Annotated in this window: 15 protein-coding genes and 1 tRNA gene; 13 read left to right on the top strand and 3 right to left on the bottom strand. The window is 60.0% G+C overall.

Features of this window, described 5'->3' with window-relative positions; translation table 11 throughout:
• Window positions 1–176: 176 nt before the first annotated feature.
• Complete coding sequence (locus MWL89_RS14050; RefSeq protein WP_244386836.1) at window positions 177–1,982, bottom strand: FAD-dependent oxidoreductase; 1,806 nt, start codon at window positions 1,980–1,982, stop codon at window positions 177–179.
• Between the two features lie 214 nt (window positions 1,983–2,196).
• Here MWL89_RS14050 and MWL89_RS14045 point away from each other — a divergent pair, with 214 nt between their 5' ends.
• The gene (locus tag MWL89_RS14045; protein WP_244386834.1) at window positions 2,197–2,775 is read left to right on the top strand and encodes a TetR/AcrR family transcriptional regulator C-terminal domain-containing protein; all 579 of its coding nucleotides are present in this window, start codon (window positions 2,197–2,199) and stop codon (window positions 2,773–2,775) included.
• A gap of 1 nt (window position 2,776) precedes the next feature.
• On the opposite strand, the gene MWL89_RS14040 is transcribed toward MWL89_RS14045, so the two are convergent.
• Complete coding sequence (locus MWL89_RS14040) at window positions 2,777–3,751, bottom strand: DMT family transporter (protein WP_244386832.1); 975 nt, start codon at window positions 3,749–3,751, stop codon at window positions 2,777–2,779.
• A 27-nt stretch (window positions 3,752–3,778) separates the two neighbouring features.
• Window positions 3,779–4,051, bottom strand: a complete 273-nt coding sequence (locus MWL89_RS14035; protein ID WP_102379967.1) for a zinc ribbon domain-containing protein — start codon at window positions 4,049–4,051, stop codon at window positions 3,779–3,781.
• Between the two features lie 128 nt (window positions 4,052–4,179).
• Between MWL89_RS14035 and MWL89_RS14030 the strand changes: the two genes are divergently transcribed.
• The 12 genes from MWL89_RS14030 (at window position 4,180) to MWL89_RS13975 (ending at window position 14,083) form a co-directional block, all read left to right on the top strand.
• Window positions 4,180–4,254: transfer RNA gene (locus MWL89_RS14030), tRNA-Val, on the top strand.
• Window positions 4,255–4,576: 322 nt separating this feature from the next.
• The gene (gene cpaB, locus MWL89_RS14025) at window positions 4,577–5,239 is read left to right on the top strand and encodes a Flp pilus assembly protein CpaB (RefSeq protein WP_102379966.1); all 663 of its coding nucleotides are present in this window, start codon (window positions 4,577–4,579) and stop codon (window positions 5,237–5,239) included.
• Window positions 5,229–6,632, top strand: a complete 1,404-nt coding sequence (locus MWL89_RS14020; protein ID WP_244386830.1) for a CpaE/TadZ family protein — start codon at window positions 5,229–5,231, stop codon at window positions 6,630–6,632. The genes cpaB and MWL89_RS14020 overlap by 11 nt, the downstream gene beginning before the upstream one ends.
• A complete protein-coding gene (locus MWL89_RS14015; RefSeq protein WP_244386827.1) occupies window positions 6,623–7,942 on the top strand; it encodes a TadA family conjugal transfer-associated ATPase in 1,320 nt (439 codons plus the stop codon). The genes MWL89_RS14020 and MWL89_RS14015 overlap by 10 nt, the downstream gene beginning before the upstream one ends.
• On the top strand, window positions 7,912–8,886 hold the full coding sequence (locus tag MWL89_RS14010; RefSeq protein WP_180995266.1) for a type II secretion system F family protein: 975 nt from the start codon (window positions 7,912–7,914) through the stop codon (window positions 8,884–8,886). The genes MWL89_RS14015 and MWL89_RS14010 overlap by 31 nt, the downstream gene beginning before the upstream one ends.
• Window position 8,887: 1 nt before the next feature.
• On the top strand, window positions 8,888–9,832 hold the full coding sequence (locus MWL89_RS14005; RefSeq protein WP_244386825.1) for a type II secretion system F family protein: 945 nt from the start codon (window positions 8,888–8,890) through the stop codon (window positions 9,830–9,832).
• Between the two features lie 6 nt (window positions 9,833–9,838).
• A complete protein-coding gene (locus tag MWL89_RS14000) occupies window positions 9,839–10,051 on the top strand; it encodes a class III signal peptide-containing protein (RefSeq protein ID WP_244386824.1) in 213 nt (70 codons plus the stop codon).
• Between the two features lie 37 nt (window positions 10,052–10,088).
• Window positions 10,089–10,289, top strand: coding sequence for a hypothetical protein (locus tag MWL89_RS13995; RefSeq protein ID WP_102379961.1), 201 nt, complete (start codon window positions 10,089–10,091; stop codon window positions 10,287–10,289).
• A 20-nt stretch (window positions 10,290–10,309) separates the two neighbouring features.
• Entirely contained in the window at window positions 10,310–10,876 is a 567-nt protein-coding gene (locus tag MWL89_RS13990; RefSeq protein ID WP_244386823.1) for a TadE/TadG family type IV pilus assembly protein, read from the top strand.
• A complete protein-coding gene (locus tag MWL89_RS13985; RefSeq protein WP_244386822.1) occupies window positions 10,876–13,122 on the top strand; it encodes a molybdenum cofactor biosynthesis enzyme in 2,247 nt (748 codons plus the stop codon). The genes MWL89_RS13990 and MWL89_RS13985 overlap by 1 nt, the downstream gene beginning before the upstream one ends.
• Complete coding sequence (locus MWL89_RS13980; RefSeq protein WP_244386821.1) at window positions 13,113–13,580, top strand: TadE/TadG family type IV pilus assembly protein; 468 nt, start codon at window positions 13,113–13,115, stop codon at window positions 13,578–13,580. Before MWL89_RS13985 ends, MWL89_RS13980 begins: the two co-directional genes overlap by 10 nt.
• A complete protein-coding gene (locus MWL89_RS13975) occupies window positions 13,577–14,083 on the top strand; it encodes a hypothetical protein (protein WP_244386820.1) in 507 nt (168 codons plus the stop codon). Before MWL89_RS13980 ends, MWL89_RS13975 begins: the two co-directional genes overlap by 4 nt.
• Window positions 14,084–14,099 lie beyond the last annotated feature (16 nt).

Raw genomic sequence — 14,099 nt, 5'->3', positions numbered from 1 at the left:
TGCGCGTGCCCACGTGCTCAGTCGGTCTTTCGTATTATGCAAGAATACCATGACTGAAACGATAATGGTTAGCGAGAAGGCGGTCGGATGCGCCGCTGAAAACCGAACCGGCCGTCTCCTTGCGGAGCGCAGCCGGTTCGGTTGCCTCGATCGGTTGGTTCGACGGCGTGAGGGGCTTAGCCCTTATAGGCGTTCGCGGCGCTCAAGATCGGCACGGGGTACTCTTCGCCCATGATGTCCATGGCGGCGAGCCACGATGAGACGACGTTGTGGCTCATGTTGAGTCCGCCGTAGTATTGCGCGTACATGCCGTTGAAGAATCCGCCGTGGTCGAGCCCCACGCACTTGAGGCCCTCGATGCGGTCGCCTTCGGGGGTTATCGGCGTATACGTGTTGTCGACGCGCACCCCGCTCATGGTGGAGAGCAGCCAGCCGGCAAGCTTGCAGGCATAGAAGGGGCCCTCGTCGATTGCCGTCAGCCTGAATGGCGCCTTATGGAAGTCTTCGTCGACGCCCTTCGCGGCAAGCTCGTTGTAGCGTTCGATGGTGGCGAGCGCTTCCTCCTTCGGCACCCCCATCATGTCGACGAGTTCTTCGATGGTGTCGGCCTTGATAAGCACGCCGTTTTCCACATTGGGGTCGATGAAGACGCTCTGCCATTCGTCTGCGTTCGTGCAGGGGTAGTACTGGCCGAGCAGAAGGCAGTTCTTGGCGCCTTCCTCGGCGACGACGCGCGAACAGATCGTCGTGCCGAAAGAGACTACGTCTTCCCAGCTGCTCGCATCGAAGATCTGCCACCAGTAGTGGCCCGGCTGCATGCAGGCTTGGTTGAATACGATGTCGTAGGGCCCATCTTCGTTGCAGTAGCGCTTTCCGAGGGCGTTGACGCGCAAAAACGGCTGAGAGCCCGGCCACCACAGCATCGGGTTGGCACCGCCCTGTCCGTCAAGCCCGATATCGCCGTTGGCGTCATCGCCGGTAATGCAGCCGCGATCGAAGATGTTGCAGGTGCCCTCGCAGGCGTAGTCGCGGTCGGCTCCTGCCCAGACCGCCATGCGGATGCCGTCGCCGTGCGCGTTTTCAGCACCGATGTGGCAGGAGCAGAACTTATGCGACATGACGCCCATCTCGTCCATCATGTCCTTGTTGCCCCCGAAGCCGCCGGTTGCGAGCATGACGGCTTTGCTCGTGTTGTACTGGATGTACTCGCCGTCCTTGTTCTGGGCTATGACGCCGCTTACCTTGCCTGAAGAATCCTGCACGAGCTCGACGGCGGTGGTATTGTACTCGATTTCTCCTCCCGCTTCGGCATAGAGTTCGAGCATGGCCGGGATGGCGATTTCCGACCCCATCGAGTTCGCGGTTTCTTTCAGGGGCGGTTTGTAGGCCGTATGGACGGAGGCGGGGGAGTACCAGATGCCCTCGGGGTCGAATTTCTTGCACACCGTATCGACCATGACGTCGAGGCCTTTTTGCTGCATCTGCGCTTGGTACCAGTCGATGAAGGCGCCCGCGTTGTAGGCCCACTGCCTGATGAGGTTCTCGTCGACCTTGCCCTGTCCGTAGCGGGCGAGGTCCTTGATGACCCATTCCTTGTCGATTTCGATGCCGAGGTCTTTCTGGATTTGGCTGTCGAGCGCATCGATGTCCCCGGCGTAGATGGTGCATGCGCCGGTCTGCTCGATCAGCAGCACCTTGGCACCGAGCTGTGCCAGTTCGAGCGCTCCGACCACGCCCGAGTTGCCGCCGCCGACCACGACCACTTCGTAGTCCTTGGTTTCGGATACCTGATCGGCAACCGAAGCCGGCTTGTCGAATACGGAAGCCTTCGCTTCGCTTTGGCTTGCGGCGCTGTTGGCTCCTTCGGCGGTTGTCGGCTTTTCCGGCGAGCAGCCCGCAAGGGCGCTTACGGCGGCAAGCGCCCCGGTTGCAGCGGCTCCGGTCAGAAAGCCGCGGCGCGATAGGTTGGCTGATTTACTCATAACGCATCCCTCCTGGGTCTTCGGTGGAGCGCATCTTCCCCGTTGATGCAGCGCTCCGATTCGCTTGCGAGTGTAGGACCGCATTCGGTTGCGCGACAATGTACAGAGCGGCTGTTTTGTCTGGGAAACGGGCTTGTCAACTGACATTTTCTTTTGAGTGTCAGCTTTTTTCGCCCATCGTTCATGCGCTACAATGGCGCTTGGGGTGATGAATATGGGACGGCAGATTGAAACGAGGCTGCGTTTCGTCGCAGCGCTTTCCGGTGTTATGAAGGAATGTCCGCTCGAAAAAGTGAAGGTGTCGCACCTGTGCGAAGCGACGGGCATATCGCGGGCAACGTTCTACGAGTACTTCCAGGACATATTCGATGTGCCCACATGGTTCTGGGACTATCTGATGAGCCGATCGCTGTACCGGATGGGCATCGATCAAAGCTGCTTCGCCGCTCATCTGAAAAAGTTCGAGCTGCTGCATGAGAACAAGGAGTTCTTCGTAAACGCGTTTAAATGCATCGACTACAACTCCGTGTGCGAGCACGGTGGACGCGTGGTGAAGGAGCATATACTCGAAAACGCTACGGCGAACGCGGGGCGGCCGCTCACCAAGCAGGAGCTGCTCGAAATCGAGTTTTACAACATCGGAGCCCAGTACATGACGAGGACTTGGGTGCGAGACGGCATGGTCGAGCTGCCGTTGCAGATGGCCGAACTGTATCAGAAGTTCACGCCAGAGTTTCTCGTGCGGTACCTGGAACCGCGTTGTCCGATCGAGGCGGATGGCTCTTCCCGATGAGTCAATCGCCTTTTCGATGCGAGGGGAACACCCTGTCTTCGAGGGCGGCAATGTCTTTTTCGAGCGCCTTCTTTTCGGCTCGCAGCGGAAGGTACTCGCTCACGACGATGCCTGCGAAGATGAGGCCGAATCCGACGAACAGCGGACCGGTGAGCACCTCGCCCAAAAACATGATCGAGAACACGACGCCGAACACCGATTCGGTTGCGAGGAACAACGAGGCGGGCGCGGGGTCCACATGGGCGATCGCGATGTTCTGCAGCATGAGCGCAATGCACGAGGCGAACACGATCAGATAGCCGAGGCTCACGTACGTATCGATCCCGAGGGTAGCGAATGCGGGCATGGGCTCGAAGACGAGCGCGGCGGCAAAACCGAGCAGCCCTGCAACAATGAACTGGATGATTGTCAGTACCATCATGTCGCGGCCGTCTGCGAATTTCGACGTGTACACAACATGGAAACTCAGGAACACGGCCGACAGAAGGGTGATGGCATCGCCGAACCTGATCGAGAAATCGGTCGATCCCGCAAACGAGACGCACCCGACGCCCGCTACGCATACGAGCGCGGCTGCGATGTTGAACCGTGTCGGCTTCGGGCCTGAGAGCACCCACATGAGAAACGGGATGATCACGCAGTACAGCGAAGTGAGAAAAGCGCTGTTCGAAGCCGTTGTATCGGTGAGGCCGGTTGAGTTCGTCCAGTAGGAAAGAAATACGAACGCACCGAGAATACCTCCCTTTTTCAGATGGTCGGCGTTGAGCGACTTCTTGAGCCGGGGAAAGAGCACGATGGCAAGTAGCAGCCCCGCGAAGGTAAAGCGGACGCCGACGAGCCATGCCGGGGGAAACGAATCGACCGTCGCCTTGATAACGACGGTCCCCATGCCCCAGATGGCGGCGGCAATGAGAAGGTAGCCCTTGTAGATCCAGAGGGGCTTGGGGGCTTTCTCGTCTGTTGTACGCTGCGGCATAGCACAGCATCATAGCACGGAGGCGGGTCAGCTTTGCCATCTCTTCCATGTTGGCATGACGGTTTCGAGCATGGCGCGCGCCTCGTCGACGGTCATCGGCGTATCGATGCTCTCGTTCCATTGGTCGATGTATTGGAGATTGATCTCCAGCATCTCGTGCATCGTGAGGTCTTGGGTGAAGCTGCCGTTTTGGTAGCAAAACGAGCAGTAATCAGCCGACGGGCTTCCGTCGGCTTCGGTGCCCCTCGACTCGTCGGTCAGCGGCATCCCGCAGCTTTGGCACATGATCAGGTCGGTCATATCTATCCTCTGTCGTTCGGATCGGCGATGGGTCGAGTATATCAGGTAATATCATATACTATTGTCGGACGTTTCTCGGTTTGCGGAAAATCAGTTGTTGTGCGAGAATGGCTATCCGCACAAAACATGGGCGATTGGCGCAGCGGGAGCGCAGGAGTTTTACACACTCAAGGCCGGGGGTTCAAATCCCTCATCGCCCACCATGCTGCATCATCGGGCCGTCGGTTTTCCGACGGCCCTTTCTTGTTGTCCGGTGCGATCCGTCGAATCTCCCTTTCTTTCGGTGGCCGATGGCGTGTGCAAGATTCGCGCTTTGCATGCGTAAGATACGCACGTCGTTTCCGCTTGAACGAGCGCTGTTCCGTGCAAGGTTTCAGCCTCGCCGACGGTTCCTGCCGGCGAAAAACGCTGCTTACCCAGACGGGTAACTCGTTGGTTCGCATCGAGCAGCCTCGGATTAAAGTGCAAGGCCTCTCTGCGATGCTGTGATGCATACGCTAGCCGCACTGCAACGGGAGGAGCACCATGAAAAGACCTGCAACGGTCGCCATCGGCATCATATGCGGCATCGTCTGCGCAGGGGCGGTGTTCGCTTACCTGCAGAGCGTCAAGGGGGAAGCAGAATCCGCGCGCGCCGAGGCGCTCGACCGATACGGGGGCGAGCAGGTCGAGGTATGCGTGGCAACGCGCGATATCGCTTCGGGTGAAAAACTCGACGCTTCGAACACCACGGCAAAGCTCTGGTTGGCCGATCTCGTTCCGTCCGATGCGGTTCGTTCGGTTCGGGACGTGTACGGGGAGCAGGTCGGCACACCGATATTCGAGGGGGAGGTCGTGACTTCCAAGCGGTTTTCTCAGGGGGAACGTCAAATCGACGTGCCGGCCGGTCTGAGCGTCTTGAGCATCCCCGTGAAAGACGTGCAGGCGATAGGCGGCTCGATAGCTCCCGGGCAGCATGTTGACGTATACGCGACGGGCGCAGCGGAGACGGAGCTTTTGGCATCCGATGTTGCCGTGGTCTCGTCAAGCAACGATTCCGAAGCGGGTTTGGGAGGCGGCTCGATCTCGTGGGTCGCCCTTGCGGTCGAACCTCGCTCGGTACAGGAGCTCATTGCGGCTTCCCAGAAGACGGAGTTGTACCTGGTATTGCCCGGCGACGAGCAAGGAGGTGCAAGCGATGAGGCCTGAAGTGGTGCTTTGCGCGGATACCGAAAGCGTGAAGAGCCCTGACCTGATCGGGCTCGAGGGCGAAAACCTCCTCTCCCAATCCTGGTTGCGGCTGTTTTGCAGCGCCGTCGAAGTGCGTGCTTTTCTTCGAAAGGCAGAGGGTATCCGAGAGGTATGGATTGCCTCAAGTGACGATATGGAGCCCATAAATCTTGCGGCCGCTATCAAAAAGGATACCCGCGAACAGCGCGTTTGCCTCTTGGCGTTCGATGGGGGAGGCTCGCTTAAAAGCCGGGCAAGCGCGGCCGGCATCGATGCGACATTGACCAAGCCCGATTTCGCCGCGCAGTACGGACGAAGAAAGCGCTCCTATGCGCATGACCGAGACGACGATTGCTTTCAAGCGGCCGACTGCCGACCGCCTTTCTCGGCAAGCGAGCCGACCGAGCCCCTTCGCGATTTGCCGACGATCGCACCGGCTGGGGGATGTCCTTCCGCCGTTTCCCCGTGTTTGAATGAGGGGGCGAGGGCGACCGTTCAGTCGTCGGTCGCCGATCCTGCAAGCATGTCGTGCGGCGAGTTTCGTGCTACGGCGAGAAAGGGGTCGTCCGAAAAATCCGCATGTACGCTTTCCGTAGTGAGCGCGAGCGGAGGCGCAGGTCGAAGCACGGTCGCCGTGCTCGCGGCGTTTTTCTCCCAAGGATTCGGGTATAAGACGCTTCTGCTTGACGCCGATATGCAATTCGGCGACATGCGCTACATGGCGGGAGTCGAGAACCCCCTGACGCTCGACGAGGTTGTAGCCGATCAGACGAAGCTCGAGAAACTTGTTTCCGATGGGCGGCATCCGGCGCTCCTGGCTGCGCCGAAACGGCTCGAGCAGTCGGAATTCGCAGGCGAAAGCATCGCTCGCATTCTTGAGCAGGCGAGCGCTTCATTCGACGTCGTCATCGTAAACACGTCGTCTCATTGGGACGAGTCGCTTGCTCAGGTTCTCGAGCGGTCGTCGCACGTGCTCTTCCTTGTCGATCAGCGCGCCGTTTCGCTTCGTGCAGGCAAACATGCTCTTGAGATGTGCTCGCGATGCGGGATCGCGACAACCCCGTTCGTTTTCGCAGTGAATCGCTGTGCGAAGAATGCGCTGTTCTCGTCGTTCGATGTCGCGTGTTCGTTGGGAGGATCGCATGCGGTCGAGCTGAAGGATGGGGGCAAAGAGGTTGACGAGTTGCTGGGGGCGGGCTTGCCGCTCGATTTGATAGGCTCTCGCAACGATTTGTGCTTAAGCCTCGAGCGCGTCCTCATCGACATCCTGCCCGGCAATCCCGAAAACCCCGAGCATAGTACGGCTCCCGTTCCCGGTCGGGCAAAGCGGTTCTCGCTCGGGCGGAAGGGAAGGCGGGCCGCATGTCTTTGACGGGAAGAGCGCTCCGTGTCGGGAGCGAAGGGGAGCTTTGTTCGCCCGATCGCGGTTCTCTGGTCGAGAAGCTGCGCGCATCGGTATACGAGCTCATACCTGCGGCCGAAATCGCCGTACAGGCTGCGCAGAAGCCCAATCTGGCTAAAAGCGAGATAAGAGGTGCGTGCCGACAGGTTTTTCAAAGAGATGCGTGGTCGGGGGTCGAGCCAGCCGAGCGTGCGCGCCTTGTGAGGGATCTTCTTGACGGTATGTTCGGGTTCGGGCCGCTCGAGGCGCTCCTCGACGATGAATCGGTATCCGAAATCATGGTCAACGCAACGCAGTCGGTCTATTTCGAACGTGCGGGCATTTTGCATCAGAGCCCTCAATCGTTTTCATCGGACGAGCAGGTGCGTGCTCTGATCGACCGCATTATCGGTCCCCTCGGCAGACGCATCGACGAGGCTTCGCCCACCGTCGATGCGCGGCTACCTCAGGGCCATCGGGTCCATGCGATCATACCTCCGCTCTCGATCGACGGACCGGTCATGACGATTAGGAAGTTCACCGCACGCGTCATGACGCTTGAGGATATGGTTGCAGGCGGTTCGCTCGACGAGCAAGCGAGACGGTTTCTCGATCGAGCCGTTGCCCTGCGCAAGAACATAGCGGTTTCCGGGGGAACGGGAACGGGAAAGACCACGTTGCTCAATGCGCTGTCATGCAAGATCCCGAACCGAGAGCGCATCATTACGATCGAGGATTCGGCCGAGTTGAGGTTTTTCGAGCATCCGCACGTCGTTCGTCTTGAGGCGAGGGCGAAAAACGCAGAGGGGGTAGGGGAAGTCACGATCAGGGATCTGGTTATCAATGCGTTGCGCATGAGACCCGATCGGATCGTTGTGGGGGAGTGCCGCGGCGCCGAAGCGCTCGATATGCTTCAGGCTATGAACACCGGACATGACGGTTCCATGACAACGCTTCATGCCAATGCGCCCGAGGAGGCCGTGATGCGCCTGACGACCATGGTTCGCTATGGTGCCGATTTGCCGGTCGATGTTATCGAATCGCATATCGCGAGCGCCATCGATCTTATGGTTCAGATAGCACGCGGCGCGGATGGCGTGAGGTTCGTATCGCAGATCGCGGAACTTGGTCATGCATGCGGGCATTCGGGATGCTGCGTCAAGCCGTTGTTCGAGCGGGCTCATGCGGGTGTGCCGGGTTCTTGGGATGCGATGCCTTCGTGGATGGACGTACAGCCCGAAAAAACGTGCGATGCTCCGGAGGTGGCGGCATGGCTGCAGCCGATGCGATCATGTGGATAGCGTTGTGCACCGCGTTTGCTTCGGGAGCTTTGGTCCTGCCGTCGGCGGTAGCGGGAATTCGCCGTATGAGGGCGTCCGAAAAAGCGCGCAGCAAAGCGATCGGAGACGACATGCATACGGCGGCGTTGCTTCGGCGCGGCGTTGGCTGGTTCGCGCCGTTGGCGGGTGCGCTGTTGAAGGTGGGGTTTGTCGCAAAGGCGTTCGACGAAGCCGAAGCGATGGCGTCCATGCGGGGATATGCGACAACGGCGAAGAACCTTTGCTCTATCTGGTGTGCCGCTTCGGTTGGCGCGATCGTCGTCGGGTCGATGGTGGCGTCTTCCCCCGTGTTCGGCATTGCCGCCGCCGTTTGCGCGAGCGCTGCAGGGTGGTTTCTCGTCGAGCGGGCCAGAGAATCCCGAACAAGAAGAATGCGGGAGGGTGTGCCCGATGTGTTTCGCGCGATGGAATCGTGCTTCTTCGCGGGCCTGTCTCTTCTGCAAACGTTTCAGCACCTTGCGGATGAATCGCCCGAACCGCTTGATGCGGTGTTCGACCAAGCGGCTCGCAAACTCGAGATGGGTGAAACTCCGAGCAGGGTGCTCGGTTCGTTTCGGAAGCAAGCGGCTTTGCCGGAACTATCGTTCGTCGCCATTGCGTTGGAGATTCAACATGATGCGGGCGGCAGCATGAGGCAGGTTTTGGCGGCGGCACGGGATTCGATTGAAAACGATCTGGAGCTTCGGCGTTCTTTGCAGGTGCAGACCGCTCAGGCGAAGCTCTCCGCTCGCGTGGTAACGGTTCTGCCGTTCGTTCTGATCGCGGTTTTCTCGCTTATCACCGAGGATTTCCTTGCGCCGTTTTTCTCGGGCGCTGCGGGCGTCGCTCTTTTAACGATTGCTGTTGTCATGCAGGCGGCGGGTGTGCTCAGCGTGAGAAGCATGCTGAAAGTGGGGTTCGATTAACGTGGATGCAACTGGTGCTATGGGGGTGCTGGCAAGCGTGAGCGCTGGCTGCATCGGCTACGTTGTTTCAAGGGCATGCGTTAAGTGGTCGACGGCGCGAAAGCGGAAACGGCAGGCTAAAGGAGGTTTGCTCGGGTCGTGGGCCGACGGGCTTGCGGGGCTGGAGTGCGGCGGCGTATCTGCATGGGAAATCGGTCTTGCATGCCGGGAGAGCATCAAGCCGACGTTCGGATCGGTTCGGCGAAGAGCCAACGCTTTATCCGGCAAACGGGTCGAGCGCTTCGACGCGCTGGCGCTCAGGGCGGGGCTCGGGTCAACCCTTACCCGCGTCGGGTTCGACTCGGCACGGCTCTGTCTGGCGCTGTTGTACTTCGGCGTGGGTTTGGTTGGCGGGTCGGTGTTCTCGCTCGAGTTAGCAGTGCTGCTCGGCTTCGGATGCTCGGTTGCGGGATGGCTTGCGCTGGGCAGCGCATTGCGAAAAGAGGCGGGTCTTCGGAGCGGGCGGCTCGGTTCGCAGCTCGGTGAGATGGCAGAGGTGGTTGCGCTTGGTTTGCGCAGCGGCCTATCGTTCGATCGGGCTTTGGCGTTGTACTGCACGCATTTCGATTCAGGCTTTGCGCGGGACTGCGAGCGAGCCCGCCAGCAATGGACCCTCGGTTTGGTTTCGAGGGAGAAGGCGCTGCGGGCTCTGGCGGATTCGTACGATTCGGCCATGCTTTCGCGGATCGTCGAGAACGTGGTTCGGTCGTTGAGGTTTGGAACCTCTTTGGCGGAAACGCTTGAATCCGCCGCAGTGGAGGCGCGCAGCGTGCATAAGGCTGAAGTGGAGGAACGGGTTGCCAAGGCGCCGGTCAAGATGCTTATCCCTGTGGGTACGCTCATTCTGCCGGCGATGCTGATCTTCGTGCTCGGTCCGATTATGCTCGATCTCATGGAAGGGATGTAGGGTCGTATGGGTCAGATGAAAGAAACGATGGGAAAGGTTCTCATGGGGGCACGCAGGCGTGCTCGGTCGCTCGTCCGCGATACGCGCGGGCAGGGCACGACGGAGTACGCGATACTCGTCGGTGTGCTCGTCGTTATTGCAATTATCGCGATCACGCTGTTCAGGCCGAAGATTCAGGAGCTTTGGGATGCGATTGCTTCGGGCATCAACGGTCTTTAGCAAATCGACGCATCAAGGCCGGAAAGCGGGATTTCGGGTGCGATTGAAAGGCGGGTGCGGTCAGGCGACGGTCGAGTACGCGCTCGTCGTCTTCGCGCTGCTTGCAATCGTCGTTGCGTGCGCCGTTTTATGGCACGCTCTCGATGAAGGCCTCTTCGTTTCCCATGCGGCTGCGGGAGCCTCGCATCACGTTGGCCGAGGTTCGCCGGGTGCCGCGGCCGACGTGCTGCTGTATTGACGAATAGATGAGGAGGTGCCATGAAAGAGGGAGGGCGGTTGCGAAACGCTGTTCGGCAGAGGACGTTGTCTCGGGTCGGGCGCGCTATCGGTGTCGATGTAGGGGGCCAGGCCACTGTCGAGGCGGCCTATCTTATACCCGTGGTGTTTCTCTGCCTGCTGTTGCTCGTGCAACCGGGTATCATCCTGTACGATTTCACGGTTATGCGTTCGGCAGCTGCGGAGGGGTGTCGGCTGCTTGCGACGAAGACGGACGCCGCGGGCAGCTCGGACGAGGCGTGCATCGCGTACGTAAAGCGCCGTCTCTCCGCCGTGCCCCCGCAGGATCAGTTTCATATCCACGATGGCGCATGCTCGTGGGTTATTGACGTCGAGGGGGATGAGTCATCCGAATACGTGCAGGTGACGATTACGAATAAGGTAAAACTGCTGCCTTTGGTCGATACGGGCGCTACGTTGCTCGGCATGACGGATGCCTCGGGGGAATACTCGATCGAAGCTTCGAGCCGAATGCCGACGCAGCCGTCGTGGGTCGGCTCGTCGAAATCCGGCCGCGATCCTCGTGCATGGGTTGGGGGAGATCGCTGATGGCCGTTGTGCTCGATGCGCTGAAAAACATGGTTGCCCGCAGTATGCGGATGGCGATTCGCCGTGCACCGAGGCCGATACCCGGCGAATCGCTTTCCCGGCATCGTCGAAGAAGCGTGTTCTATGCCGAAGAGGGCTTTTCGACGGTAGGCATGGTGTTCGCCTTGCTCATAACCCTTTCATTGATCTTTACCACCGCTCAGGTGTACGAGATCGAGACGACGAGTTCCCACGTGCAGAACGTAGCCGACGCTGCGGCGCTTGCAGCCGAAAACGAGGTTGCGGAGTTCTCCATCGTTGTGAGGTTGTGCGATGCTCTCGTGCTGACGATGTCGCTTACGGGCATCGCAACGATGGGCCTCGGCATAGCGGCGCTCTGCACGCCTGCAACCGCTCCTTTAGCGGATAAGCTCATCAAGGCGGCGACGGATGTCATCGATGCGAGAAATACGTTTGCGCGACGCGCCGCATCGGGTCTGAATCGGTTTCAGGCGTTCCTTCCGTTTCTTGCCGCAGCGAACGCCACATCGATCGTCCAGGCGAACTCCGACGTCTCGGCGGGAACCGAGTACTTCGGGTTCGCAGTAGTACTTCCTATCGAGGGGGACGCCATCGAGGTCGGTTCGCTCGATTCCGCGAAGGAGCTTGCAAACAACGTGGAGGAGAACGAGGCCCGGATAAAGGAAGCCGCCGAAGCCGCCGAAGAAGCTTCGGGTGAAGCGAAGGCCGAGAAGGAAAAGGCTTTTATGGCCGATTGCGGAAACGACCCGGGCTATTGCATGTATGAAAGAGCCGGGCATCTTGCGGGGCTGTCCGCAAAGGACAACCCGCTGTACCGCAGTGTCGATACGTGGAGCTTTTCGGTCGCGCTTAAGCGTGCGCAGGCGTATTATCCCGCGCGGCTCGCGCAGGAGGCACCCGAAGGAGCGTCGGTTGAGGAGCAGGCTCGATCGGCGCTTCGAACGAGATACTATCGCTTCGCTGTCGAGGAAATCGGGAAGGGGTACGTTCGGGAAGACGAGGACTCGTTCGAAACCCGGTTTCCCCTCTTGCCGAAGAATACCGAACAAATGCGGCGCACCGATCTGTTTACCGAAGCGGTCTATCCGGTGACGATCGATAGCGAGGGCGGAGCCGTCATGCATGCGTGGGCGGGCTGCCCGGGTGTTTCGGGCGGGCAGGCTGCGGGCGCCGGATCTTTGGCGCAGATGGAGGCAGGGCGGTTCGTTACCTGCTCGGCATGCGGATTCACTGCGGCGAGTCTGGGGAAGGTCGCTTCGGCATCGACCTCGATCGATAACGGATTCGAATACCATTACAACATCGTGGCGGAAGCGGCGGATGCATACCAGAAAGCACGCGAAAAGGCGCGCCCTTATGCCGAGGAGGTGAAAACGCTTACGAAGGATCTGCTCGACGATGTTGACGGCGCTCTTTTCGATGCGATATCGTACCGCATCGAATCGCGGCCGCCGGGGCGCTACGGTGCCGTGGCCTTTGCGGCCGACCTTGCCGACGTTTCGGCTGCTACGCGATTTCCGAGTGTGTTCGTCAAAGGAAACGCATCGGTCGGAGCGCGCGCCGCCGTTTCCGCCGCCGCGCTTGCAAGCGACGATCCGAGCGAAGGCGAAACGGTCATCACCGCTTTGCTCGACAACGTTGATGCGGATGTTGCGGGCGGCGCGGCGATGCCCCTCGGCATCGTGCTCGATCTGTGGTCGGCTCTTCTGTCTTGCTATGCAGGTGGAATGGAGTCGCTTGAGCGAGGTATCGAGAGCGCGCTGTCGCAGATGCCGCTTGCAAGCGAAAGCGGGCTCGGAACATGGGCGGCGAATGCCTTTTCGAATGCGGTCGGTTCGTTGGGGCTGAGTCCCGCCGAGCTCGATTCGCCTAAGCCGGTGCTCGTCAACACGGCTCATGTGCTCGCTTCCGATGCATCGGGGTTTTCCTCCGCATTGCTGAAGGCGAAGGAAGACTGCGTTGCCCTTGGCGATGCTGCCGGAGCCGACCTGTTTACAACGGCCCTTTCGGTATTCGAGTCGTCGTCTCTTGAAGCTCTCGACGGTTTTGAGCGGGGGATCGAGATTGCGGTTATCGAGCCGTTCGGCGAAGCGGGCCCGTCGATTCCGCTGACGCTCGCCTTGCCGCCTGCAGTCACGTCGATAGCCGGACGGGCTGTGCAGGGTTCCATCGACAAGATGAGAGCGGTGTACGCACAGGCGGGAGGTGTTCGCAGATGGGAGTAGCGGCGATATGCGGACGTGCAGCTGTTTCGAGGAAGCATCGGGATGATTCGGGGCAGATGACGGTTGAGTTCGCGGTGGCGTTTCCCGTCTTCGTCATCGTGGCGGTCATCGCGGTAAACGCTTTGCTCTTCTTTTCGGATTGTGCGGCGTTCGACCGCCTCGCCCGCGATGCGGTGCGCATCTGCGCTGCTTCGCCTGCCTACGGGCAAACGCTCGGCAACAGCGTTGCCCTGGTAGCGGACACGCTCGAAGGGTCGTTCGAGCGGGACAACCTTTCCATCGATGTGACGGCAGAGGGCGCAGCGGCGGGGCATACGCGGTTTACGGCAACGGTGCGCTTTGCCCCCACGCTTTTCGGCCTCGGCCTCAAATCATCGGTGTTCGGGGTTGCTCTTCCTGTGCTCGAGCATTCGGTTTCCTTGACGGTCGACACCTACAAGCCGGGGGTGCTGCTATGAGAGGGAGGCTCATGTGGGCGGTCGCCTTTATCCTGGCCGCGGTTGCCGGAGCCGTTGCCTTCGACGGTGTGGGAGACCGGGCGGGCTCTTCTGGGACGGGCGATCGGGCTACCCGGGGATGCGAGGTCGAGCTTTCGGATGCATTGAGCGTGAAACCGGTAGACGGTTCGGCATGTGCTTTTTCGATTGAGGGTATCGCCGAGGCGAAGGGTTTTGTTCGGGAGGTGCCCGAGGCGTTTGCCCGCGAAGCGTTCGGCATGGGGGTTTTCGACGAGGCGCTTGCTACCGAAGACGGAACGATCGTCGGCATGGTTGGAAGAGGCAGCGCCGCCGAATCGTTTAGCCGCCTCTCATCCGAGCTCGCTGACCGGGGATGGGCCTTCGTCGAAAGCGGTCAGGCACATGTTGGGACGTTCGTGAAGGGAAGCGGTTCGTATCGGTGGCTCCTGCTTTCGTGTTCCGAGGTCGGCGAGCTTGTCGCCGTGGTCGTTCAAGTTCGTTAGGAGGTTCGTAGTGGAT

Source organism: Raoultibacter timonensis, assembly GCF_022845715.1.
In the GTDB taxonomy this organism is placed as follows: Bacteria; Actinomycetota; Coriobacteriia; order Coriobacteriales; family Eggerthellaceae; genus Raoultibacter; species Raoultibacter timonensis.
The sequence above is the reverse complement of the archived record's forward strand: the minus strand, read 5'-3'. Positions and strand labels throughout refer to the sequence as shown.

Coding starts and splice junctions, on each gene's coding strand:
- cpaB (WP_102379966.1), top strand. CDS start 4,577: ATGAAAAGACCTGCAACGGTCGCCATCGGCATCATATGCGGCATCGTC.
- MWL89_RS13985 (WP_244386822.1), top strand. CDS start 10,876: ATGGCCGTTGTGCTCGATGCGCTGAAAAACATGGTTGCCCGCAGTATG.
- MWL89_RS14010 (WP_180995266.1), top strand. CDS start 7,912: ATGGCTGCAGCCGATGCGATCATGTGGATAGCGTTGTGCACCGCGTTT.
- MWL89_RS14000 (WP_244386824.1), top strand. CDS start 9,839: ATGGGTCAGATGAAAGAAACGATGGGAAAGGTTCTCATGGGGGCACGC.
- MWL89_RS13975 (WP_244386820.1), top strand. CDS start 13,577: ATGAGAGGGAGGCTCATGTGGGCGGTCGCCTTTATCCTGGCCGCGGTT.
- MWL89_RS14035 (WP_102379967.1), bottom strand. CDS start 4,051: ATGACCGACCTGATCATGTGCCAAAGCTGCGGGATGCCGCTGACCGAC.
- MWL89_RS14045 (WP_244386834.1), top strand. CDS start 2,197: ATGGGACGGCAGATTGAAACGAGGCTGCGTTTCGTCGCAGCGCTTTCC.
- MWL89_RS14050 (WP_244386836.1), bottom strand. CDS start 1,982: ATGAGTAAATCAGCCAACCTATCGCGCCGCGGCTTTCTGACCGGAGCC.
- MWL89_RS14020 (WP_244386830.1), top strand. CDS start 5,229: ATGAGGCCTGAAGTGGTGCTTTGCGCGGATACCGAAAGCGTGAAGAGC.
- MWL89_RS13990 (WP_244386823.1), top strand. CDS start 10,310: ATGAAAGAGGGAGGGCGGTTGCGAAACGCTGTTCGGCAGAGGACGTTG.
- MWL89_RS14015 (WP_244386827.1), top strand. CDS start 6,623: ATGTCTTTGACGGGAAGAGCGCTCCGTGTCGGGAGCGAAGGGGAGCTT.
- MWL89_RS14040 (WP_244386832.1), bottom strand. CDS start 3,751: ATGCCGCAGCGTACAACAGACGAGAAAGCCCCCAAGCCCCTCTGGATC.
- MWL89_RS13980 (WP_244386821.1), top strand. CDS start 13,113: ATGGGAGTAGCGGCGATATGCGGACGTGCAGCTGTTTCGAGGAAGCAT.